Genomic DNA, 22,963 nt, shown 5'->3' with positions numbered 1-22,963 from the left:
AACCGCCCCTCACTAGTTGAGTACAGAAGTTGGAGACGAAGGTGATCGCCCCATCGATTCGCCGCTTTGCGCCCCTGAGCCTGGCCCTGACCACCCTTAGCCTTGCCGCCTGCAGCACGACGGGCGGTGCCCCCACCCAGCGCATCGCCGTGGTGGAAGAGGACACGCAAGGCACGAGCCAGGTGAATATCTCGTCCTTGTCCGACGTGATCTCGCGCAATCCGAACGATCCGAGCGCCTACAACACCCGCGGCGCGGCCTATGCCCGCGTGGGCCGCTATTCGGATGCCATGACGGACTTCACGAAGGCGATCCAGCTCGATCCCAATTACGCCCCGGCCTATACGAACCGCGCGCTGGCCCTTCGCCAGACGGGCCGCAACGACCAGGCACTCTCGGATTTCACCCGTTCAATCCAGGCGGACCCGAATTACGGACCGGCCTATATCGGCCGCGCCAACCTGCTGCGCGCCCAGAACAATTTCCAGGAAGCCCTGAACGACCTGAACATGGCCACCCGCCTTCTGCCCGAATCGGCTGAGGCGCTCCATTCGCGCGGCCTGCTCTATCAGCGCCAGAACATGCACCCGCAGGCAATCCTGGATTTCGACGCCACCATCGACCGCAACCCCTTCGTGGCGGCCCCCTATGCCGCCCGCGGCCAGAGCTACGTGGCGACGAACCAGTTCGACAAGGCCATCGAGGACTTCAACGCGGCCCTCAACGTCAACAACAAGGACGCCGATTCCTGGGCTTGGCGCGGCGTGGCGATGGAACGCAAGGGTGACAAGCAGGGCGCCGTCGAGAGCTATTCCCGCGCTCTCGCCCTCGACTCATCGAACTCGGTGGCACGTCAGGGCAGCTCCCGCCTCCAGGGCGGCGTGGCGGGTCTGTTCCGCTGATCGGTGGAGAGAGGCGCGGCATGACATTCGCCGCCCCTCACTTTCGCGACCTTTCCGACATCGCACGATTTCTCGAAGCGCATGCGAGCCTGCATGCGCTTCTTTTGCATGTGGAGAGCCTCGATCTCCCGGATGCATGGATCGGTGCCGGCCTCATTCGCAACGCTGTGTGGGATGCGCTTCACGGACGCGAGGTGGATGTCTCGCGTCTCAACGATGTTGACGTGGTTTTTCTCGACCATGCCGATGCGAGCGAGGCGCAGGACCTGGCGATCGAGGATCGCCTGCGCGATCTGGCTTCGGATATTCCCTGGCAGGTGCGCAACCAAGCTCGGATGTATCAGCGCAACGGAGATGCACCGTACCGGAGCACATATGAGGCCATCGCTTGCTGGCCGGAGACGGCAACAGCCATCGCCGCGAGAATGGTGCGTGGCCGAGTTGAGGTGATGGCACCCCACGGCATCGAGGATCTCGTCAATCTCATCGTGAGACCGCCCCCCGCTTTCGCGCACAAGATGAATATCTACCGCGAGCGCATCCGCTCCAAGGATTGGGCGGCCCGCTGGCCAAAGCTCACATTCATCGACGCGGCTCTTGAGCCTGCGTCATAGCTCCTTCTTCAGGAACGCCACGTAAGGCTCGAAGCCGAATTGCGTATAGGTGCGAACCGCGCGGTCATTGGCGACGAGAGCGCCGATCATGAGACGCTTGAGGCCTGCTTCCTTCGTCAGCCGTTCGGCCTCGTTCAGGAGCATCTGGCCGATGCCTTTTCCGCGCCATGCCGCATGCACGATCAGGTCCGTCACCGTGCCGTGGTTGCGGACATCGGCCGAGACATAGGCAGCATCCCGGTCGAAGGAGAGGCCCATGGCGCCAACGACGACGCCGTTCTCCTCGGCCAGCACGATGCGTCCGTTGCGCTGGGTGAGGCGCGCGATGAGCTCGTCGTAATAGGCATTCGCCCCGGCATGGTCACGCCGCCGGTCGCCCACCAGATCGGCCTCGAACACATTGAGCTGATGGATCAGCTCGACGACAATGTCGCGGTCTTGCGGGAGAGCGGTGCGGAGAGAGATCGAGGACATGGCAAACCTGAAGACAACCGAAAGTCGCCTTCCTTAAACCAGCTTTCGGAGGCTTCGTCATTCCCGAAACATCGCCTTTGAAAGGGCCAAAACGAAAATGCCCGGCACTAGGCCGGGCATTCTGCAATCCGATGCGATGTCAGATCAAAGGTTCTTCAGAACCTCGTCCACCACCTTCTTGGCATCTCCGAAGAGCATCATGGTGTTGTCGCGGAAGAACAGCTCGTTCTCGACGCCCGCATAGCCTGAGCCCATGCCGCGCTTGATGAAGAGCACGGTCTTGGCCTTCTCCACGTCGAGGATCGGCATGCCGAAGATTGGCGATGCGGGATCCGTCTTCGCCGCCGGGTTCGTGACGTCGTTCGCGCCGATCACGAAGGCCACGTCGGCCTGCGCGAATTCGCCGTTGATGTCTTCCAGCTCGAACACCTCGTCGTAAGGCACGTTGGCTTCCGCGAGCAGCACGTTCATGTGGCCGGGCATACGGCCCGCCACCGGGTGAATGGCGTATTTCACTTCCACGCCTTCAGCCTTCAGTTCGTCCGCCATCTCGCGAAGCGCGTGCTGCGCCTGCGCCACCGCCATGCCATAGCCCGGCACGATGATGACCTTCGAGGCGTTCTTCATGATGAAGGCCGCATCGTCCGCGGAGCCATGCTTCACGGGGCGCGTCTCGGCAGCGCCGCCGGCTGCAGCAGCCGTCTCGCCGCCGAAGCCGCCGAGGATGACTGAGATGAAGCTGCGGTTCATGCCCTTGCACATGATGTAGGACAGGATCGCACCGGACGAGCCCACCAGCGCACCGGTGATGATGAGCGCGAGGTTACCCAGCGTGAAGCCGATGCCTGCGGCTGCCCAGCCCGAATAGGAATTGAGCATCGACACCACGACCGGCATGTCCGCGCCGCCGATGGGGATGATGAGCGTGACGCCGAGCACGAAGCTCACCAACACGATGAGCCAGAATATGGCGTGGCTCTCGGTGCGGATGAACATGACGAGCAGCACCAGCAGCGCCAGTCCCAGGCCGATATTGATGAGGTGGCGCGAGGGCAGCAGGATCGGCTTGCCGGACATGCGTCCGTCGAGCTTCAGGAACGCGATCACGGAGCCGGTGAAGGTGATCGCGCCGATGGCGACACCCAGCGCCATCTCGAAGAGCGAACCGCCATGGATCGCACCGGCCACGCCGATGCCGAAGGCCTGCGGCGCATAGAGCGCGCCTGCCGCAACCAGCACGGCGGCGAGACCGACGAGCGAGTGGAAGGCGGCGACAAGCTGCGGCATCGCCGTCATGGGCACGCGGCGAGCCACCGTCGCGCCGATGGTGCCGCCGATCACGAGACCCCAGAAGGCCAGGAACCAGCCGCCGAAGCCGTTCGGGGGAGCCACCATGAGCGTGGTGAGGATGGCGATGGCCATGCCCACCATGCCGAACAGATTGCCCTGGCGCGACGTGGTGGGATGAGACAGGCCTCGCAGCGCCAGAATGAAGAGGACGCCGGAGACGAGATAGAGAAGATTGGAGGTATTTGCAGATACCATCAGGGCACCGCCTTCATTGTCTTGCCGCCGAACTCAACGCCGGCGAATTCAGGATAGACTTGGGTAAAGATGCTGACTTGTGGCTTCGCGCTGAGGTCCAGCAGGTACCAGGCGCTGTCATCGATGATCGCCAAGGTCTGCGACTTCGCTTCCACGGCCTTGGCGTTGACCTCCATCGTCAGCTCTGTCGGAATCAGAACGTAAGGAGTGCCGCTCGGCAGCTGACGAAAGTCGGCTGTTGCCATGTCCATTTTGAACGAGCGTATCGATACGTTTGCGAATGCCTCGCTCATCTTATCGATCACGCCCTTGCGGACCGTTGCAGTATCGAGAGAGCTTTGCTTCGCGATATGCTCCATGATCCGTGGGGGAACCACCGCAAGAACTTGCTCCATCTGCCGTCCGGTGATGGCTTTTTGAAAATCCAGCAGGGTTTGATCAAGTGCTGCGCGCTCGGCGGCTGTCAGGTCACGAGCTTCTGCAGGTCCCGTCATGGCAAATGCAATGACCAGAGCAGCAAGCATCACCATCGCTTGCATGCCCTTGAGCAAAGCAGGAAAGCCTCGTGGGAGCGTCATCGTCAGTGCTTTCCAGCTCGTGAGCCAGGCGCACCATCTTTTTTCTTGTACATGGCGAGCATGCGCTGGGTCACCAGGAAGCCGCCGAAGATGTTGATGCTGGCGAGGATGAGGCCGATGAAGCCGAGCCCCCGCGCCCAGACCGGACCGTCACCGATGCCGTCGGCGAGATTGACGCCGACCGCGAGCAGCGCGCCGACCACGATCACCGAGGAGATCGCGTTCGTCACCGACATGAGCGGCGTGTGCAGCGCAGGCGTCACCTGCCAAACCACGTAATAGCCGACGAAGATCGCCAGCACGAAGATGGCCAGCTGAAACACGGTAGGATCCACCGCACCATGCGTGACGGTGGAAACGGCCGCGCCTGCGGCAGCAGCCACCTGATCAGCCAGGGCCTGCGCGGTATCGGCCGCGCGCTGGGCGGTTTCCGCGGCTGCGCGGGCCTGCTCGACAGCCTGTTCGGGCGTGAGTGTCGCCATGAGGGTTCCCCCTTTGATTTTAAGCTTTGGGCTGGAAGGCGGGGTGAACCACCGCGCCGTCCCGGGTCAGGCAGGTCGCCTTCACGAGTTCGTCGTCCCACTTCACGGAGAGCGCCTTGCTCTCCTTGTCGACGAGGGTCTCGACGAAGGCATAGAGGTTCTTGGCGTAGAGGCTGGACGCGGTCGCCGCGAGGCGGCCGGGCACGTTGAGGTGACCGACGATCTTCACGCCCTTGTAATCCGCGACCTTGCCGGGCTTCGACACCTCGCAATTGCCGCCGCGCTCGACCGCAAGATCGACGATCACGGAGCCGGGCTTCATGGTTTCCACCATGGCCTTGGTCACGAGCTTCGGAGCCGGACGGCCCGGAATGAGGGCCGTGGTGATGACGATGTCCTGCTTGGCGATGTGGGAGGCGACGAGGGCCGCCTGCTTGGCCTGGTACTCCGCCGACATCTCCTTGGCGTAGCCACCGGCCGTCTCGGCCTGCTTGAACTCCTCGTCCTCCACCGCGATGAACTTGGCGCCAAGGCTTTCCACCTGCTCCTTGGCGGCGGGGCGCACATCGGTGGCGGTCACCACCGCGCCGAGGCGGCGGGCCGTGGCGATTGCCTGGAGGCCCGCGACGCCTGCGCCCATGACGAAGACGCGGGCCGCCGGCACGGTGCCGGCCGCCGTCATCATCATCGGCATGGCGCGGCCGTATTCGGCGGTGGCGTCGATCACGGCGCGGTAACCCGCGAGATTGGCCTGGGAGGAGAGAACGTCCATCACCTGGGCGCGGGTGATGCGGGGCATCAGCTCCATGGAGAAGGCAGCGACCTTGGAATCGGCGAGGCCTTTGAGGGCCGCTTCCTGGCCGTAGGGATCCATGATCGCGATGAGGAGCGCGCCGGGCTTCGCGCCGGCAAGCTCGCCCTCGGCCGGGCGGCGCACCTTGAGGATGATGTCGGCATCCTTGAGGGCCTCCTCGCGGGAAGCCACGACGGAGGCGCCTGCGGCCTCGAATTCGGCATCCGGGATGCCGGCCTTGGCGCCGGCGCCGGCCTGGATTGCCACGTCGGCACCCAGGGCCTTGTATTTCTTGGCCGTTTCAGGGGTCGCGGCGACGCGGGTCTCCGCTCCCTCGGTTTCGGAAAGAACGGCGATACGCATGAATTGCCCCCTGCGAATGGTTGAGACAAAGAAAAGGCCCTGAAAACAGGGCCTTTTGCTGCTCAGTAGAGAACGAGAGCCAGAAGCAGAAGCACGCCCACGGCGGCCGGGGCGCGAACCCCGATCGAGGGAGCGATAGCCCCGATGGCGCCGGCAGCAAGCGACAGGATGACTCCGAAGATCGCCGTCAGCCAGGCATGCTTGATGCCGCCGACCGCAAGGGCCAGCACGTGGCAGATGACGACGGCCGTGCCGATCTCGGCAAACCGCACGAATCCGTTGTAGGTCACCTCATGGGCGGGGCCGTCCATATCCGGACTGTAACCCCCATGCGGCGCATGTTTTGTATCGGCCATGATCAACGCCCTATTCACTTCGATTGTTAATTGCTGCGTTTAACCCATGCGGTGGGACGCCGCAATCTTTCGCAGCACGTTTCGGGAAAACTTTATGAACGCGCGAAACTGTTATTTTATCCCAAGAAACTCCCGCCATTGCGGCAGGCAGACCGTCTCGTAATCGTAACGCTCCACAGCGATCCGGCGGGCTTCTCTCGCCATGGCGGCGGATTTTTCCTTTTCTTCCAGCGTCTCGCGGACCCGCTCGGCCAAGGCCTTGTGGTCGAAGAAGGGGAAGAGGCGGCCATTGACCCCATCCGTGATGATCTCGCGAACCGGGGCCGTATCGGATGCCACGATCCGGCATTCGAGGGCCATGGATTCAATGGAGGACCAGGACAGCACGAAGGGATAGGTCATGTAGATATGGGCCGAGGAGACCTGCAGAACCTTCACGAACTGGTCGTAGGGCAGGTTTCCGACGAGATGGACTCGTGACCAATCCACCGGCCGGTCGATCTTGGACACGAAATGGTCGTACCAGGACTTGCCGCCCGGAGCCTGGCCTGAATAGCTGTTGCCCTTGCCGCCGATGACCACGACCTGGAGATCGGGATGGATATCGAGGAGATACGGCAGGCTCTTGAAGACGATGTGAGCCCCGCGCATCGGCTCGATATTGCGGGTCACATAGGTGACCACCGGCTTCTGACGGGTGAGCTTGGGGCCGTTCTGGCCAATCTGGATGCCGAGAGTGGGAGCCGGCACGAGGCGCTTGGTGTCGATGCCGTCATGGATGATGGCAACCCGGTCGTGCAGATAGGTCGGGAAAGTATCGCGCTGGTAGCGGGTCGGAGCCACGGCCACGTCGGCGGCGTCGAGAGCGCCGAGCTGCATGGAGTTCTTCAGGCGAAGGCGCCAGATCACCTCTTCATTGGTGACGGGGAACTCGGGATCGAAATCGAGGTCCTGGCCCTTGGCGTGATAGTAATATTCGAAATAGGCCACATGCTTGGCCTTGGGCCAGACGTCCTTCAGGAACAGGTTCTCGCCCCAACCCGTGTTGACCACCACCACGTCAGGCTCGAAACCCTGCTTGGCAAGCTCCCAGGCCTTGTGGGCGACGCCATAGGCCCGGCGCAGGCGCGGAATGACCGGGGAATAGCGAGCTTCGTGCTGCGGGTCCTCGGGACCGGGGACCGGGTTGTAGGGGAAATACTTCACGCCCTTGAGTTCACAGCCCTTGGTCATGCCAAGGGCCACCACCTCATGCCCCTCGGCGACGAAGGTCTGGGCAAGGCGCAGGAACTGGCCCGGAAAATTCTGGTGAACGAAAGCGATCTTCATCGGCTGCCCCTTACGTTTGGTAAGCTCTGTAAGGCTTTACCGCACAAGATGCAACCTCATTACATAGGAATCGGTAAACCGGAAGCTTGCAGGACCTCGGCCTGACGGTGAGCAAGGCCCTGAAGCGAAAACCGGTCGATCTCCGTCTCGAAGAGCTGGTGATAATTCAGCTCCGCCCGCAGATGCAGGAACACGGCCCCTAAGCCTACCGCCGCGCGGTCCATGAAGACGAATTCGCGCGGGACCGTGACCGGCCCCTTCTCTTTGAGCGCCTTGTGCACCTCGAAAGCCTGTCGCCGGCCGTACTCGCTGGGTTTCACCCCATCCGCCACCGTGCGAACCCGGTCATCGAGGAGCGGTGCATAGATGAAGCGCGCCCAGATGTTGAGGATGTCGATCAGCTCGTTGGACAGGCTCTTGAAGCCCCAGGTCTCGTAGGCATGAACGATGCGCGCGCGGTCATCCGTCTGCAGCCCGCGATAGAGATCGACCACACCGCCGACGAAGCGGGGAGGAAAGATGCGAACGCAACCGTAATCGAGAAGGTTGATGCCCTTCGCCTCTCCGCCCTCGGAGAAGACGGTGTAATTGCCGAGATGCGGATCGCCATGGATCACCGCCGCATGGCTGAAGGGATGCCACCACGCCTTGAACATCGCGATGGCCAGACGATTGCGGATCTCGACCGGGCTCTCCACGAATTGCAGGATCTTCTCACCCTCGAGCCATTGAAGCGACAGAAGCCGCCTGGTCGACAATTCGGGATGCACACGCGGCACGCGCACCTCCTCCACATCAGCGAGCGTGTGCGCATAAAGCGCCGCGTGCTTGGCCTCGCGCTCGTAATCGAGCTCCTCGCGCACGCGCTCGCCGATCTCCTGCGCGATCTCGCGGGTATCGATGGCGGGGTCCATGCGGCGATGGAGAGCGAAGACGAACTCGAGCTGCTTGAGATCAGCCTCCACGGCCGATTGCATGTCGGGATATTGCAGCTTGCAGGCAAGCGCCTCGCCATCCTGTGTCGTTGCGCGATGAACCTGGCCCAACGACGCGGCGGCCGACGGGTTCAAATCGAACGAGCCGAACCGGGCCTTCCATTGCGGCCCCAGCTCCGCCTGCATACGGCGCTTGACGAAAGCCGCACCCATGGGCGGCGCTTCGCTCTGCAGCTTCTGCAACTCGGCGGCATATTCCGGCGGGATGAGATCGGGAATGGTGGCAAGCAGCTGCGCCACCTTCATGATCGGCCCCTTCAACCCGCCGAGCGCCTGCGCGAGCGCCGCCGCGCTGGAGGCATCGCGCGCATCGCCGCCGAAGAGGCGCGCACCCGCCATGCGCGCCGCCACGCCGCCCATATTGGCGCCGACCCGCGCATAGCGGGCCGCACGGGCGGAGAAGCGGTTCGCTTCGTTGTCATGGTCGGCCATGGGCAGGTTTCTTTCCGATGAAATGCAGATGAGACCGAGACGCTCTTCTTAGAAAGCGCGTCTCGTTAGAAAGCGCGTCTCGGCTCCTTGCGCCAGAACAAGGATCAGGCCGCCTTCTCCATGGCCTCCAGCTCGCCGATGAGCCGTTCGATCATGGAGAGACCGATCTGCCAGAAAGACGGGTCCTTCGCATCGAGGCCGAAGGGCGCGAGCAGCTCGCCATAGGGCTTGGAGCCGCCTGCCGAAAGCAGCGCGAAATAGCGATCCACGAAGCCCTCGTTCGAGCGCTCGTAGATGCCGTAGAGCGAGTTCACGAGGCAATCGCCGAAGGCATAGGCATAGACGTAGAACGGCGAGTGGATGAAGTGCGGGATGTAGGTCCAGAAGGTCTCGTAACCCTCGCCGAGACGAATGGACGGGCCAAGCGATTCATCCTGCACGGACATCCAGAGTTCGCACAGTTTGTCGGCGGTCAGCTCGCCGTTGCGGCGCTCCAGATGCACCTTGCGCTCGAACGAGTAGAACGCGATCTGGCGCACCACCGTGTTGATCATGTCCTCGACCTTGGCCGCCAGCATCGCCTTGCGCTGCACGGGGTCCGTGGTCTGGTCGAGCAGGCGGCGGAAGGTAAGCATCTCGCCGAATACGCTCGCCGTCTCGGCGAGGGTCAGCGGCGTCGGCGCCATGAGCGCTCCGTTGGGCGCGGCGAGAACCTGATGCACGCCGTGACCGAGCTCGTGCGCGAGCGTCATCACATCGCGCGGCTTGCCCTGGTAGTTGAGCAGCACATAAGGATGCGCTGACGGAACGGTCGGATGCGCGAAGGCGCCAGGTGCCTTGCCGGGGCGCGTCGGCGCATCGATCCAGCCCTCATCGAAGAAGCGGCGCGCGATGTCGGCCATCTTCGGCGAGAAAGCGGAATAGGCGGAGAGCACCGTATCACGCGCATCGTTCCAGGGAATGGTGCGCTGCTCCACCTTGGGGAGCGGCGCATTGCGGTCCCAATGGTCGAGCTTGTCCTTGCCGAACCACTTGGCTTTCAGGGCGTAATAGCGATGCGACAGGCGCGGATAGGCCTCGCGCACGGCAGCGACCAGCGCATCCACCACTTCGCGCTCGACGCGATTGGCGAGATGGCGGGAATCCGCCACGTCCTGGAAGCTGCGCCAGCGGTCGGAGATTTCCTTGTCCTTGGCGAGCGTGTTGGTGATCAGCGTGAAGGTGCGCAGATTTTCCTTGAAGGTCTTGGCGAGCGCGTCGGAGGCGTCCTTGCGCACGCTCTCGTCCGTATCCTGCAGCTTGTTCAGCGTCGGCTCGATGGGCAGTTCCTCGCCGCGCACATCGAAACGCAGGGACGCGATGGTCTCGTCGAACAGGCGGTTCCAGGCGGAACGGCCGGTCACGGATTTCTCGTGGAAGAGCTGCTCGATCTTGTCGTCGAGCTGATAGGGCTTGTCCTTGCGCAGATCCTCGATCCACGGCTTGTAGTGAGACAGCGGCGCCTGGGACACGGCCTTGTCGAGCACCGCGTCGTCGATGCGGTTGAGTTCGAGGCCAAAGAACAGAAGCTCAGTGGAAGCGGCGGTGAGGCGCTCCTGCGTGTCGCCATAGAATTTCGCGCGCACCGGATCGGTGGTGTCGCCTGAATAGACGAGGCCCGCATAGGACATGATGCGTCCGAGTAGATCCTCCAGCGCCTCATAGCGCTTGATCACATCGGTCAGAGCCTGCGGAGCATTCTCGGCCCGCACCATATTGTCGAGCTTGCCGCGATAAGCTTCCGCGAAAGCCTTGCACTCGGCCTCGGCCTTCGCGAGGTCGTTCTTGAACGCCTCGCTCTCCATGCCCGGATAGAGATGGGTCAGGTTCCACTCAGGCAATGAGCCGAGATCGACCTGGGAGGCGCCGGTAGAGGAGGTCTGGGACACGGGAAAAGCTTTCTGAGGCATGGCTGGACGCTGTTTGAAACAAGTGATCCACATATTGGCTGCCTGAGGCCTGGGATCAACCCAGGCGATAGGGATCGGGGCCGCCGAAAGCGGGAGCGTTAAGGCGCGGTTTACCCTTGTCGCCCAGCATCGCCTTCACCCGATTCCCCGACCCTCGGCCCTTCATGCCCCTCCACCGGTTCTTCGCAGACGATATCCGCGCCCTTCGCCAGGGCGCGGCTGCATTCGAGCCGGGCTCGGAACGGGAGAGGACGGCTCGTCTCGCGGACAGGGCGGCGCGCTCCGCCCTCCCCGTCCTGATCGAGACGGAGGCCGGCAGCGGCGCCAAGGCCTTGGCCCAGGCGATCCACGAGGGGAGCGAACGCAAGGCTCGCCCCTTCATCGTCTTCCGGGCGGAAGAGGCCGCATCCGGCGGCGAGCCCCAGGCAACGGCCCTCCTGAGGAACATCAGAAACGCCCATGGCGGTACCCTCTTCATCAACGACGCGGGACACCTGCCCCAGGACGCGCAAGGGCGACTGATGGAGGCGCTGTTTCCCCAGGAAGGCGCACGCCCGGCCCGGCGTCTCGACGTGCGAATCATCGCGAGCGCCGGTTTCGACCTGGCCGACCGGGTTCGCGAGGCCTCCTTCCGGCACGATCTCTATTACCGGCTCCAGGCGATGCCCCTGGCCCTTCGCCCTTTAAGGGCGCAACGGGAGGCGATCGCGGAATGGGCGAGCCTGTTCGCCGAGCGCTTCGCGCAGGACGAGGGCAAGACGATCCGGGGATTGAGCGCGGACGCTCTCACCCTTCTTACGCGCTACGACTGGCCAGGCAATCTGCGGCAGCTCGAGAACGCCATCTATCGCGCGGTGATCCTCGCCGATGGAGCTTTTTTGACGCCATCGGAGTTTCCACAAATAGCCGCCCGAGTGGACGGCTTCCGCATCGCGATCCCGCCCGTTCCGGCGGCGCGGATTCTTGCGCCCATTCGCGAGCAGGAATCATCCGCACCAGCAGATCCGCACGCCCTGTCACTTGTTCGTGAGAGCGGCGAGATGCTCACCCTCGCGGAACTCGAAGAGCGCGCCATCCGCTTCGCGCTCGTGCATTATCAAGGGCATCTATCGGCCATTTCGCGCCATCTCGGAATCGGGCGTTCGACCCTTTACCGAAAATTGAAAGAACTTGGCCTAAACGATGCAGCCGCATGACGCCTTCGTGCGTTAAGCGTAGCAGACGTGTCTCTGCACACTGACGAATTTTCATTTGAACGGGAGGATGAAAAAGTCCTCCACCCATTGCGAGAAGGAGATGGGCCATGCGTGATTGGCGCAAGACAGCATTGTGGCTGGGCCTGTTCGGATCGGTGTCGCTCCTGCCTCTCACGGCAATAGCCCAAACCCTCGACAATGACCTCGCACTGTCGCAGAGCCCTGCGGAGCCCTCGTTTAACGATGTGGCGATGCCCGGCGCGCCGATGCAGAAGGCGGCAACGGAGACGATCCCGCTCCCCGAGCCTGCGCCCGTCACTCTCGATAAGGCCGACCTGAAGCCCGAGCCCGCCATCAGCATTCCCCTGCCCGAGGCAGCGCCCGTCACCGCACTGATGCAGCAGGACGTGTTGCGCATCGCGATGCAGAACCTGCTCGCCAGTGATGCGGCCATGCGCGATCTGCGCCTGAACAGGAAGGAACGCGAGTCCCTCACGGCTTTCTACGCGCAGGCAGAGCGCCCCCTCGCCTGGGCGCAGGACGGAGCTTTCACGCCCGCCGCCATGGGTGTCGTCGCACGCCTAAAGGCTGCGGACGAGGACGGGCTCGATTCCACGTCCTATCCCCTGCCCGATCTGAAATTGCTTAAAAGTGCCTCGCCCGCCCAATGGGCCGAGGCCGATCTGAAGCTCTCGGCCTCCGTGATCCGCTATGCGCGCGATGCCAGGGGCGGACGCATCGATCCGTCGAGCCTCTCAAAGCTCGCGACCCCGAAGCTGGCGATTCCCGAAGCCGCCGAAGTTCTGCGGAAGGTGGCCTTCGCGAAGGATGCGAATGCGGCGCTCTCCTCCTACAACCCCTCCCATGCGGGCTATCGCGCCCTGCGGGAGCGGCTGGCTGACCTGCGCGCCAGTCATCCCTCTCAGCCGAGCGTGCGCGTGCCCAAGGGCCCGGCGCTTCGCGTCGGCATGAAGGATCCGCGCGTGCCGCTGATCCGCGCCCGCTTCAACCTGAAGGACGACAGCGACCAGAATGTCTATGATGAGCGCCTCGCCTCGGCGGTGGCCGCCTTCCAGAAGGAAAAGGGCCTGCCGACCAACGGCGTCCTGACGCAGCAGACGGTCGCCGCCCTGTCGGGCCCCTCGCTGGCCCAGCGCGAGGCGGAGCTGATCGCCAACATGGAGCGCTGGCGCTGGCTGCCCGAAGATCTGGGCGAGCGCCACATCCTCGTGAACGTGCCCGAGTTCCGCCTGCAGCTCATGGAGGATGGCAAGGCCACCCACGAGGCGCGGGTGATCGTCGGCAAGGAACAGTCCCAGACGCCGATCTTCTCCGAGGAAATGAAATACCTCGTGGTCAATCCATCCTGGACGATCCCGCCCTCCATCATGAAGAAAGAGATTCTGCCCGCACTGGCGAGCGATCCGGATTATGCCGCGAGGAAGGGCTACAGAATCATCCGCCGTGGCAACACCATCTCGGTGCAACAGCCTCCAGGCGAGCGCAATGCGCTGGGCTTCGTGAAGTTCATGTTCCCGAACCAGCACGCGGTCTATCTGCACGACACGCCCAACCGCAACCTCTTCTCCGCCTCCAAACGCGCCTTCAGCCATGGCTGCGTGCGCGTGGACAAGCCCTTCGAGCTGGCCGAGGCAGTGATGGGCGAAGGCGCCAAATGGGATGAGAAGAAGCTCAAGAGCCTCATCGGCAAGGGCGAGCGCACGGTGTTCTTGCCCAAGCCCCTTCCCGTGCACCTGGCCTATTTCACTGTCGCCGCCGACGGGAAGGGAGGCCTCAAATCCTTCCCCGACCTCTACGGCCTGGACCAGAAGGTGCGCATAGCCCTCGGCCTCGCCCGGTAATCCCTCACAAAGCGGCCCCTCCGGGCCGCTTTTTTGTTGGCCACTTAACCTGAAGGTAACCGTCTTCGGCAAAGATCCCTTCACTATACGTGATTACTGCATCTCCCCGGTGCAGCGAGTACAGACGAGTATCACAGTGAGAGTATTGCGTTCCGACGGGTTGGCGCGTCGCGCCGGCATTGGTCTTGCGGCCTTTTTGGTCGTCATCGTCGGCGGCGTGCGCGGCACTCAGGATGCCGCGGCCAACGGCGATACACGCACGCTGACCTTCTATCACAACAACACCAAGGAAACGCTGACCGTCACATTCCGGCGCAACGGACAATACGATTCCGCCGGCCTGCAGCAGCTCAACTGGTTTCTGCGCGACTGGCGGCGGGACGAGCCGACCCGCATGGACCCGCGCCTGTTCGACACCGTGTGGGAGGTTTATCGCGAAGTGGGCTCCAGCGGGCCCGTGCATGTGAACTCGGCCTATCGCTCGCCTCAGACCAATTCCATGCTGCGCCGCCGCTCCAGCGTGGTCGCCAAGAACAGCCAGCACATGCTGGGCAAGGCCCTCGACTTCTATCTCCCCGACGTGTCTGCCTCGCGTCTGCGCGCGGTCGGCATGAAGCTGCAGAATGGTGGCGTCGGCTATTACCCGAACGCTTACACGCCTTTCGTCCATCTCGACGTCGGCAGCGTACGTGCCTGGCCGCGCATGACCCGCGACCAGCTCGTGAGCATTTTCCCGGACGGGAAGACCGTGCATATTCCCGCCGACGGCAAGCCCCTCCCGGGTTACGACGTCGCCCGCGCCGAAGTGCTCGCCAAGGGCGGCACCGTGGCGGGCTACTCGGCTTATGCGGATGCGGAAGAGGCGATCGAGGCGCAGCAGCCGCGCCGCAAGAGTTTCTGGGCCACCCTGTTCGGCGGCAGCGACGAGGACGAGGATGCGGAGGAAATCCGCGTCGCGTCACGTCCGGGCCGTGCGATCATGGCCTCGCGCAGCGCGCCGGGCAGCTCCTACACGGATGACATGTCGCCTCAGGCCGTGCTGCAGCAATACGAGAACCGGAACAACGCACCGGCCTCCCGCCAGGTGGCAGTTGCGCAGACGCGGCCCGAGCCGCCGCCCTCGCCCACCGTGGTGGCCGCGATGGCTCCCGCCCTGCGTGAGGATTTCTCGCCGCCCGCATCGGCTCCTCTGCCGCCGACCCGCATCAACGGGGCGCCGAGCACCGTCGCGACAGCGGACGGCCCGGCGCTCGCCTGGCAGCAGGGACCGGGTGGGCAGAACGAGATGGCGATCGGCAAGGGCATGAACTTCGCGCCGATCCCGCCGCGCCGTCCGGATGCGGACGAGCCGCCTGAAGCGACCACCGTTCTCGCCTATGCTCCGCTGCCGCCCGCGCGTCCCGGCTCACTCGCCGCAACGAATCCGATCCCGGTCCTGAGCGAATTGCGCGGCGCGACGGAAATCACGGTCGCGAGCGCGGTTCCCCTCCCGCCGCCGCGTCCCGACCGCGGCATTGCGGTGGCCGCCGCAGGCCCTGTCGATATTCCGGTGACGGGATCGACACCGAAGGCCCTGCCGAAAGAGACCAGGACGACGGCTGCCCCTGCGGTCAAACCCGCGCCGATTCACGCACCGCAGAAACCGGCGACCGCGCTGAGCGCGCTGATGTCGGCGGAGCCCAGCATGCATATGGGCTTCTCCAACAAGCCCATCGGCGATCTGGCGACGAACAAGTTCACAGGCCCGGCGGTAAAGCCGCTGGTGCGATAAAAAGAAGGGCCCCTCTCGGGGCCCTTTTCATTGAATGTATTCAACAAAACCTGAACCTCATCCTGAGGAGCAGACGAAGTCTGCGTCTCGAAGGAGGTTTCAGAGAGCACTGGATCATCCTTCGAGACGCCGCTTGCAGCGGCTCCTCAGGATGAGGTTGTTGCGTATTCTCAGTCGCCGTGCTTGCGGCTGTAGCCGTTCCGCGGTGCGGGGCTCCAGCCCTCGGGCGCGGCTTTCGGCTTGTAGATTTCCACCTGGAGCGGATGGCACACGGCCACATCGCTCGAATGCTCCGTGCTGCAATCGCCACCAGGGCACGCGGACAAGGCGCCCGTCAGATCGATCTCCGCGAAGAACTCGAGATAATCGCCAGGACGCACGGGGCTCGCCTTCATGAAGTACTGACCCGTATCGCGCGTGAAACCCGTGCACATGAAAACGTTGAGCACATCATGAACCGCAGGTTCCACCGCCTCGCGCGAACAGCCGACATGATCGGCGAGTGCGCGGGTGAGGTTGGAATGGCAGCAATGGTGATATTCCTGACCCGACAAGAGCTTGTGCGTGTAGGGATCACAGCGCGTGCCGATGACGTCATGCACCGATCCGCCGAATTCGTCGAAGCCGTACCAGTCGAGCGTGTCATGCGTGATCGTCGCCATCGGCCGCAGGTAAGGCAGGCACGACCAGAGCTGGTCGCCCGTCGACAGATGCGTGCCGTGCAGCGCGCGCGTCTTGCCGGAGAAGAAGCGCTCGTTGAGATCACCGGTCGCCCAGAGGTTCAGGTCGCCCACCTGCGGGCCTTCGATGCTCACGATGCGAAAGAAGGAACCCGCCGGCACCGAGAAGCAACGCGCCTCGCGCGGCGGCACGACCACCTCGTCCACCTTCTCCCAGCCTTCGCGCGCTGCTTGGTAAGCAGCGAGGTTCGGGCGCGGCAGGGTCTCGACAGGATAGCAGATGACGGGGGCGATCCTGCGGCGCGCTTCGGCATCCTGAGGCTCTGTCACTTCGTTACGCGCACGCTTCATCGCTGTCTCCTGACCTGCATTGTTCACTTTGCTGGGTATAGAAGCGCCGCACAGGCGGCGACAAGACAAGAGTTCCGCAACAGGGCTTTTGTCGCTGCCCCGTTTGCTGTTTGATGCCGGCCGCTTGAGGATTATCCATGATCGACCCGAACCCGCTACGCGCCGCCGAGGCCTATCCGCATCACAGCTCCGCCGAGATCCGCTATGCCGATCTCGACCGGCAGGGGCACGTGAACAACGCGGTCTTCGCCACCTATTCCGAGATCGGCCGCGTGGCCTTCATGTACGATCCGGCGCGGCCTCTCGCCTCGAAGGATACGAGCTTCGTGATCGCACGATTGCTGATCGATTTCCGCTCGGAACTGCTCTGGCCAGGCATGGTCGATATCGGCACCGGCGTTCTGAAGATCGGCAGGAGTTCCTTCACCCTGGCGCAGGGCATTTTCAGCAAGGGCGTTCTCGCCGCGACAGTGGAAGCCACGATCGTGATGGTCGACAAACAGACCCGCCGCTCCACGCCGCTCCCGTCTGATGCCCTCGCCATCCTGGAAAGCCTCCGTCTGGCCGATACGCTCTGAGTTCTGCCTTAGCTCGGAGCCGGTACTCCCTCGGGGCCGCTTTCTGACCATGATGGGTGAGGCTGATCAAAAGCCCTCGCCGCGATGAAAGCACGGCCCCAATATCACCGGCGGCGCAGCAAGAACCCGTGAGGCCGCCGTGACGGACGAGGACGGCAAGATCGTGAAAGGTCCATCCGAATCGCCGGTGGACGACCGCCTGGCGCATGTGATGGATTGGGTCGGGCTGTCGGCTGCCATTGGCATGTTCGTGGTGGCATTCCTCATCGCGACTTGAGCGCCCCTCTTCCCAAGAACGGAACTTTCGGCCACACCCGCATTCTCCCTCTGACCTGTGATACAAGCCCTCGGTCAGAGGCAATCTGGATCGGATGTGGAATGGTCTCGTTCTTCTCGCCCTATCGCCACGATTTCGTTCGCGTCGCGGCCTGCGTGCCGCAGATGGACGTGGCGAACCCGCGCTTCAACGGGGAGCAAACCCTCGAGCTTCTGCGCCAGGGCGACCGGGAGCGCATCGCCCTCATGGTGTTTCCCGAGCTTGGCCTCTCGGCCTACGCCATCGACGACCTGCTGCATCAGGATGCCCTGCTGGACGCGGTCGAGGAGAGCATCGCGCGCCTGGTCACCGAGAGCGTCGGCCTCTTTCCCGTTTTCGTGGTCGGAGCGCCGCTGCGCTGGCAGAACCGCCTCTACAATACGGGCATCGTGATCCATGACGGTCGCATCCTCGGCGTCGTGCCGAAGGCCTATCTGCCCAATTACCGCGAGTTCTACGAGCGCCGCTATTTCGCGCCGGGAGCCACGATCCATGGCGAGGAGATTGAGATAGCAGGCAGCCGCGTGCCATTCGGCGTCGATCTGCTGTTCCGCTCGGGCGGCACCTGCGCCTTCACGTTCCATGTGGAGGTCTGCGAGGACATGTGGGTGCCGCAGCCGCCGAGCACGCTCGCAGCCCTTGCGGGAGCGGAGGTGCTGCTCAATCTCTCCGCCAGCAACATCACCATCGGCAAGGCCGATGACCGACGGTTGCTGTGCGGCTCGCAATCCATGCGCTGCATCGCGGCTTATGCCTATTCGGCGGCGGGCCCCGGCGAGTCAACCACCGATCTTGCCTGGGATGGACATGGCGGCATCTTCGAAGATGGACTGCGCCTTGCGGAAACGGAGCGCTTTCCGTCAGACTCCACCATGGCGATTGCGGATGTGGACTTGGGCCGTCTGCGGGCGGAGCGCATGCGTCGCGTCACCTTCGGCGACAATGGCCGCGTACTCGATGTAACCCCGAGCGATTTCCGCACCATTGAGCTCAACCTCGATGCGCCGGAAGAGGACCTTCCGCTCAAACGTCCCATCGAGCGTTTCCCCTACGTGCCATCCGATCCGTCGAAGCTCGCGGAGAATTGCTACGAGGCCTACAACATTCAGGTTCAGGGGCTGGCGAAGCGCCTGCAGGCCACGCGCACGGAAAAGGTCGTCATCGGCGTGTCGGGCGGCCTCGATTCCACGCAGGCGCTTCTCGTCTGCTGCCGCGCCATGGACAAGCTGTCGCTGCCGCGCACCAACATCCTTGCCTATACGCTCCCCGGCTTCGCCACCAGCGAAGGCACGAAGGGCAATGCCTGGGCATTGATGCGCGCGCTCGGCGTGAGCGCGGCGGAGATCGACATCCGTCCTGCCGCGAAGCAGATGCTCAAGGACATGGATCATCCCTTCGCCGAGGGGAAGCCTGTCTACGACGTGACCTTCGAGAACGTGCAGGCGGGATTGCGCACCGATTACCTGTTCCGCCTCGCCAACCACAACCGGGGCATCGTGGTGGGCACGGGCGATCTCTCCGAACTCGGTCTCGGCTGGTGCACCTATGGCGTCGGCGATCAGATGTCCCACTACAATGTGAATGCCTCCGTCTCGAAGACGCTCATTCAGCATCTGATCCGCTTCGTCGCAGCCTCCGGCGATGTCGACAAATCAACCGCCGATATTCTGCACGCGATCCTCGCAACTGAAATTTCACCGGAACTCGTTCCGCAGGATGCAACAGGACAGATCCAATCGACGGAAGCGATGATCGGTCCTTATGCGTTGCAGGATTTCAACCTCTATTACCTCACGCGCTTCGGCTATCGTCCGTCGAAGATCGCTTATCTGTCGTGGCATGCCTGGGCCGATGCAAAAGCCGGCACATGGCCGCCTAACATTCCGGACAGCGCGCATCGCGCCTACGATCTTCCCGAGATCAAGCGCTGGCTGCGCGTTTTCCTGTCGCGCTTCTTCACGAGCCAGTTCAAGCGCACCGCCATGCCCAACGGCCCGAAAATCTCGTCCGGCGGCTCCCTGTCTCCTCGTGGCGACTGGCGCGCTCCCTCGGATGCGGGGTCCCAGATCTGGCTGGAGGAGCTGGAGAGCAACGTGCCGGATGCCGCGCCCTCACGCTGAACGCATTTCCCATCTGGATAAGCCGAAACCGTTCATTCGCACATCTTGACGCGAGCGCCCGTCCAAGCACTATATGTTGTAGTCATGGGTCCCCAGATTCGCGTCTGGGGCTAAGAGGGAACCCGGTGAGCCTTTGGGCGAATCCGGGGCTGCCCCCGCAACTGTAAGCGACGAGCTTTCTGCCATTTCAGCGTCACTGGTGAACAATCACCGGGAAGGCCGGCAGGAAGCAACGACCCGCGAGCCAGGAGACCTGCCCAGGGCTGACGATCATGTCCTCGGGCGGGGTGCCCCGATGGATCGCTTGCCGAACCGCACTTCCCTGTGCGGTCACGATACGCGCTCCTCGGCCCATGCCCCCAACATTTTGGGGTTGCCGAATGTCCTCTTCTCCTCTCACCGATCACGCCGCTCCGGCGGCGTTGCCCGTCTCGCCCGCTACGCCGAAGACCTCGCGTGCGGAACCGAGCTATCAGATCATCCGCCGCAACGGCGCGGTGACTCCCTTCGACGCCTCGAAGATTGGCGTGGCCCTCGCCAAGGCCTTCCTCGGCGTTGAAGGCTCCACCGCCGCCGCCTCGCGCCGCGTGCATGAAACCGTGGAGGAGCTGACGCAGGAGATCGTGGCGAATCTCACCCGGCGTGCGGAGGCTGGCCGCACCTTCCATATCGAGGAAGTGCAAGATCAGGTTGAACTCGCGCTGATGCGCTCCGGCCATCACAAGGTGGCGCGCGCCTATGTGCTCTATCGCGAGCAGCGTAGTGCTGAGCGCGCCAAGACAACGCCCGCAGCCGATGCTCCCAAGAGCGCTGCTCTGCACGTCACCCTGGAAAACGGAACCCGAGTTGCTTTCGATCAAACACGCCTTCAGACGCTTGTCACGGAAGCCTGCGAGGGTCTCTCCGACGTATCGCCCGAGGCGATCCTCACCGAGACGATGCGCAATCTCTATGACGGCATCACGGAAGCGGAACTCGCTCAGGCGCCCGTGATGGCGGCGCGCACTCTGGTCGAGCGCGAGCCCGATTATGCTTTTGCCAGCGCCCGGCTGCTGCTCGACAGCCTGCGCCGTGAGGCGCTGAGCGCGGTGCATGGCTCACGCCAGCAGGCGACGCAGGGAGAGATGGCAGAGCGCTATGCCGAGTACTTCCCCGCTTATGTGAGAAAAGGCATCGAGGCGGAACTGCTCGATCCGGAACTCGCCCGCTTCGATCTGGCTCGCCTTTCTGCGGCGCTCAAGCCAGAGCGCGATCTGTCTTTCCAGTATCTCGGTCTTCAGACGCTCTACGACCGTTACTTCCTGCATGTGGACGGCACGCGTTTCGAATTGCCGCAGGCTTTCTTCATGCGCGTCGCGATGGGATTGGCTTTGCGCGAGATCAACCGGGAAGAGAAGGCCATTGCGTTCTACGATCTTCTCTCCTCCTTCGATTTCATGGCCTCGACGCCGACCCTGTTCAATTCGGGCACGACGCGCCCGCAGCTCTCCTCCTGCTTCCTCACGACTGTTCCCGACGACCTCGACGGCATCTTCAAGGCCGTGAAGGACAACGCGCTGCTCGCCAAATATTCCGGCGGCCTCGGCAACGACTGGACGCCGGTGCGCGGGCTTGGCGCGCATATCAAGGGCACGAATGGCGAAAGCCAGGGCGTGGTGCCGTTCCTTAAGGTCGCGAATGACACCGCCATCGCGGTCAACCAGGGCGGCAAGCGCAAGGGCGCGGTCTGCGCCTATCTGGAAACATGGCACATCGACATCGAGGAATTCCTGGACTTGCGCAAGAACACCGGGGATGATCGCCGCCGCACACATGACATGAACACGGCGAACTGGGTGCCGGATCTCTTCATGCAGCGCGTGGCTGAAGACGGCGCATGGACGCTTTTCTCGCCGGACGAGACGCCGGACCTGCACGATCTCTACGGTTCTGCTTTCAAGACAGCCTACGAGGCCTATGAGACGAAGGCCGCGCAGGGCGGCCTCAAGATCTTCAAGCAGGTTCGCGCCGTCGATCTCTGGCGGCGGATGCTGACCATGCTGTTCGAGACGGGTCATCCCTGGATCACCTTCAAGGACCCGTGCAACATCCGCTCGCCGCAGGGCCATGTGGGCGTCGTGCATTCCTCGAATCTCTGCACGGAGATCACCCTCAACACGTCCCACGATGAAGTGGCCGTCTGCAATCTCGGCTCGGTCAATCTCGCCCGCCATGTCACGGCTTCCGGCCTCGACATGAAGCGGCTGGAGCGCACGGTGCGCATTGCCATGCGCATGCTCGACAACGTGATCGATATCAATTTCTACACCATTCCGGAGGCGCGGCGCTCCAACCTGCGCCACCGCCCAGTGGGCTTAGGGATCATGGGCTTCCAGGATGCGCTGCAAGCCTTGAGGCTGCCCTATGCTTCTGATGAAGCAGTGCGTTTTGCCGATGAGAGCATGGAGGCCATTTCCTTCCATGCCATCTCGGCCTCGGTCGAGCTTGCCGCCGAGCGTGGCCGCTATCCGAGCTTCGACGGGTCGCTGTGGTCGAAGGGAATCCTGCCCATCGATTCCGTGCAGTTGCTTGCCGATTCGCGCGGTGTCGCCCTGGAAAGCTCGTCCCGCCTCGATTGGACGGGCCTGCGTGAGCAGGTGAAGACAACCGGCATGCGCAACTCGAACTGCATGGCGATTGCGCCGACAGCGACGATCTCGAACATCTGCGGCGTCTCGCAATCCATCGAGCCGAGCTTCCGCAATCTCTACGTCAAAGCCAACATGTCGGGAGACTTCACCGTGGTGAACCCCGCCCTCGTCCACGACCTGAAGGCGCGTGGATTGTGGGACGAGGTGATGATCGCGGACCTGAAGTATTTCGATGGCAGTCTTGCCCAGATTGATCGGGTGCCGGACGATCTCAAGGCGCTTTACGCCACCGCTTTCGAGATCGAGGCGTCCTGGCTGATCGAAGCAGCAGCACGTCGCCAGAAGTGGATCGACCAGGCGCAGTCGCTGAATCTTTACATCGCCAATCCGAACGGTCGGAAGCTGGACGCCATGTATCGGCTGGCTTGGGAGAGCGGACTGAAGACTACCTATTATCTGCGCGCGACCTCCGCGACCCATGTGGAGAAATCCACGCTCAAGGGCACAGACGGCAAGCTCAATGCAGTGCAGGTGGCGCCCATCGTCATGCCGGCAAGCGTCGTCCCCGACGGCAAGGCCTGCTCCATCGACGATCCCGAATGCGAGGCCTGTCAGTAAGCCTCCCTTCCCTTCTCGAGCCGCACCGC

Annotated in this window: 19 protein-coding genes and 1 riboswitch; of the genes, 9 read left to right on the top strand and 10 right to left on the bottom strand. The window is 63.2% G+C overall.

Annotated features, from left to right (window positions below; translation table 11 throughout):
- Positions 1-41 precede the first annotated feature (41 nt).
- Positions 42-902, top strand: a complete 861-nt coding sequence (locus MJ639_RS15545) for a tetratricopeptide repeat protein (RefSeq protein ID WP_243374709.1) — start codon at positions 42-44, stop codon at positions 900-902.
- 20 nt (positions 903-922) lie between these two features.
- Positions 923-1,516 (top strand): nucleotidyltransferase family protein, encoded by a 594-nt coding sequence (locus tag MJ639_RS15540; RefSeq protein ID WP_243374706.1) that lies wholly within the window; start codon positions 923-925, stop codon positions 1,514-1,516.
- Here the strand turns inward: MJ639_RS15540 and MJ639_RS15535 are convergent.
- The 9 genes from MJ639_RS15535 to MJ639_RS15495 form a co-directional block, all read right to left on the bottom strand.
- Entirely contained in the window at positions 1,511-1,990 is a 480-nt protein-coding gene (locus MJ639_RS15535; RefSeq protein ID WP_243374704.1) for a GNAT family N-acetyltransferase, read from the bottom strand. The genes MJ639_RS15540 and MJ639_RS15535 overlap by 6 nt on opposite strands.
- A gap of 144 nt (positions 1,991-2,134) precedes the next feature.
- Positions 2,135-3,535 (bottom strand): NAD(P)(+) transhydrogenase (Re/Si-specific) subunit beta, encoded by a 1,401-nt coding sequence (locus tag MJ639_RS15530; RefSeq protein ID WP_243374701.1) that lies wholly within the window; start codon positions 3,533-3,535, stop codon positions 2,135-2,137.
- The gene (locus tag MJ639_RS15525; RefSeq protein WP_243374699.1) at positions 3,535-4,113 is read right to left on the bottom strand and encodes a hypothetical protein; all 579 of its coding nucleotides are present in this window, start codon (positions 4,111-4,113) and stop codon (positions 3,535-3,537) included. The genes MJ639_RS15530 and MJ639_RS15525 overlap by 1 nt, the downstream gene beginning before the upstream one ends.
- A gap of 2 nt (positions 4,114-4,115) precedes the next feature.
- Complete coding sequence (locus MJ639_RS15520; RefSeq protein WP_243374697.1) at positions 4,116-4,595, bottom strand: proton-translocating transhydrogenase family protein; 480 nt, start codon at positions 4,593-4,595, stop codon at positions 4,116-4,118.
- Between the two features lie 19 nt (positions 4,596-4,614).
- On the bottom strand, positions 4,615-5,751 hold the full coding sequence (locus tag MJ639_RS15515; RefSeq protein ID WP_243374695.1) for a Re/Si-specific NAD(P)(+) transhydrogenase subunit alpha: 1,137 nt from the start codon (positions 5,749-5,751) through the stop codon (positions 4,615-4,617).
- Positions 5,752-5,813: 62 nt separating this feature from the next.
- Entirely contained in the window at positions 5,814-6,107 is a 294-nt protein-coding gene (locus MJ639_RS15510) for an aa3-type cytochrome c oxidase subunit IV (RefSeq protein WP_243374693.1), read from the bottom strand.
- A 111-nt stretch (positions 6,108-6,218) separates the two neighbouring features.
- Positions 6,219-7,436 carry a glycosyltransferase gene (locus tag MJ639_RS15505; protein WP_243374691.1) on the bottom strand — a complete coding sequence of 406 codons (1,218 nt, stop codon included), beginning with the start codon at positions 7,434-7,436 and terminating at the stop codon, positions 6,219-6,221.
- Positions 7,437-7,495: 59 nt separating this feature from the next.
- Positions 7,496-8,863: an ABC1 kinase family protein gene (locus tag MJ639_RS15500; RefSeq protein WP_243374689.1), complete on the bottom strand. Its 1,368-nt coding sequence runs from the start codon at positions 8,861-8,863 to the stop codon at positions 7,496-7,498.
- A 104-nt stretch (positions 8,864-8,967) separates the two neighbouring features.
- Positions 8,968-10,812: a M3 family oligoendopeptidase gene (locus tag MJ639_RS15495; RefSeq protein ID WP_243374687.1), complete on the bottom strand. Its 1,845-nt coding sequence runs from the start codon at positions 10,810-10,812 to the stop codon at positions 8,968-8,970.
- A 164-nt stretch (positions 10,813-10,976) separates the two neighbouring features.
- On the opposite strand from MJ639_RS15495, the gene MJ639_RS15490 reads away from it, so the two are divergent.
- From MJ639_RS15490 to MJ639_RS15480, 3 genes are all read left to right on the top strand, one after another.
- Positions 10,977-12,008 carry a sigma 54-interacting transcriptional regulator gene (locus MJ639_RS15490; RefSeq protein WP_243374685.1) on the top strand — a complete coding sequence of 344 codons (1,032 nt, stop codon included), beginning with the start codon at positions 10,977-10,979 and terminating at the stop codon, positions 12,006-12,008.
- A 107-nt stretch (positions 12,009-12,115) separates the two neighbouring features.
- The gene (locus MJ639_RS15485) at positions 12,116-13,870 is read left to right on the top strand and encodes a L,D-transpeptidase family protein (RefSeq protein ID WP_243374683.1); all 1,755 of its coding nucleotides are present in this window, start codon (positions 12,116-12,118) and stop codon (positions 13,868-13,870) included.
- 136 nt (positions 13,871-14,006) lie between these two features.
- Positions 14,007-15,641 carry a peptidoglycan L,D-endopeptidase MepK gene (locus MJ639_RS15480; RefSeq protein WP_243374681.1) on the top strand — a complete coding sequence of 545 codons (1,635 nt, stop codon included), beginning with the start codon at positions 14,007-14,009 and terminating at the stop codon, positions 15,639-15,641.
- A 170-nt stretch (positions 15,642-15,811) separates the two neighbouring features.
- Here the strand turns inward: MJ639_RS15480 and MJ639_RS15475 are convergent, their stop codons facing one another.
- On the bottom strand, positions 15,812-16,672 hold the full coding sequence (locus tag MJ639_RS15475; RefSeq protein ID WP_243374679.1) for an urea carboxylase-associated family protein: 861 nt from the start codon (positions 16,670-16,672) through the stop codon (positions 15,812-15,814).
- 137 nt (positions 16,673-16,809) lie between these two features.
- On the opposite strand from MJ639_RS15475, the gene MJ639_RS15470 reads away from it, so the two are divergent.
- From MJ639_RS15470 to MJ639_RS15455, 4 genes are all read left to right on the top strand, one after another.
- Positions 16,810-17,250: an acyl-CoA thioesterase gene (locus MJ639_RS15470; protein WP_243374677.1), complete on the top strand. Its 441-nt coding sequence runs from the start codon at positions 16,810-16,812 to the stop codon at positions 17,248-17,250.
- 139 nt (positions 17,251-17,389) lie between these two features.
- Positions 17,390-17,527: a hypothetical protein gene (locus MJ639_RS15465; protein ID WP_243374670.1), complete on the top strand. Its 138-nt coding sequence runs from the start codon at positions 17,390-17,392 to the stop codon at positions 17,525-17,527.
- 101 nt (positions 17,528-17,628) lie between these two features.
- Positions 17,629-19,686, top strand: a complete 2,058-nt coding sequence (locus MJ639_RS15460) for an NAD(+) synthase (protein WP_243374668.1) — start codon at positions 17,629-17,631, stop codon at positions 19,684-19,686.
- Between the two features lie 69 nt (positions 19,687-19,755).
- A riboswitch (cobalamin riboswitch) is annotated at positions 19,756-19,961 on the top strand.
- Positions 19,962-20,066: 105 nt separating this feature from the next.
- Positions 20,067-22,934 (top strand): ribonucleoside-diphosphate reductase subunit alpha, encoded by a 2,868-nt coding sequence (locus MJ639_RS15455; RefSeq protein WP_243374666.1) that lies wholly within the window; start codon positions 20,067-20,069, stop codon positions 22,932-22,934.
- Positions 22,935-22,963: the final 29 nt, after the last annotated feature.

Origin of the sequence: Microvirga solisilvae, assembly GCF_022808595.1 — a bacterium.
GTDB lineage: Bacteria > Pseudomonadota > Alphaproteobacteria > Rhizobiales > Beijerinckiaceae > Microvirga > Microvirga solisilvae.
Note: the sequence above shows the minus strand (reverse complement) of the source record. Positions and strands in the feature narration are given on the sequence as shown.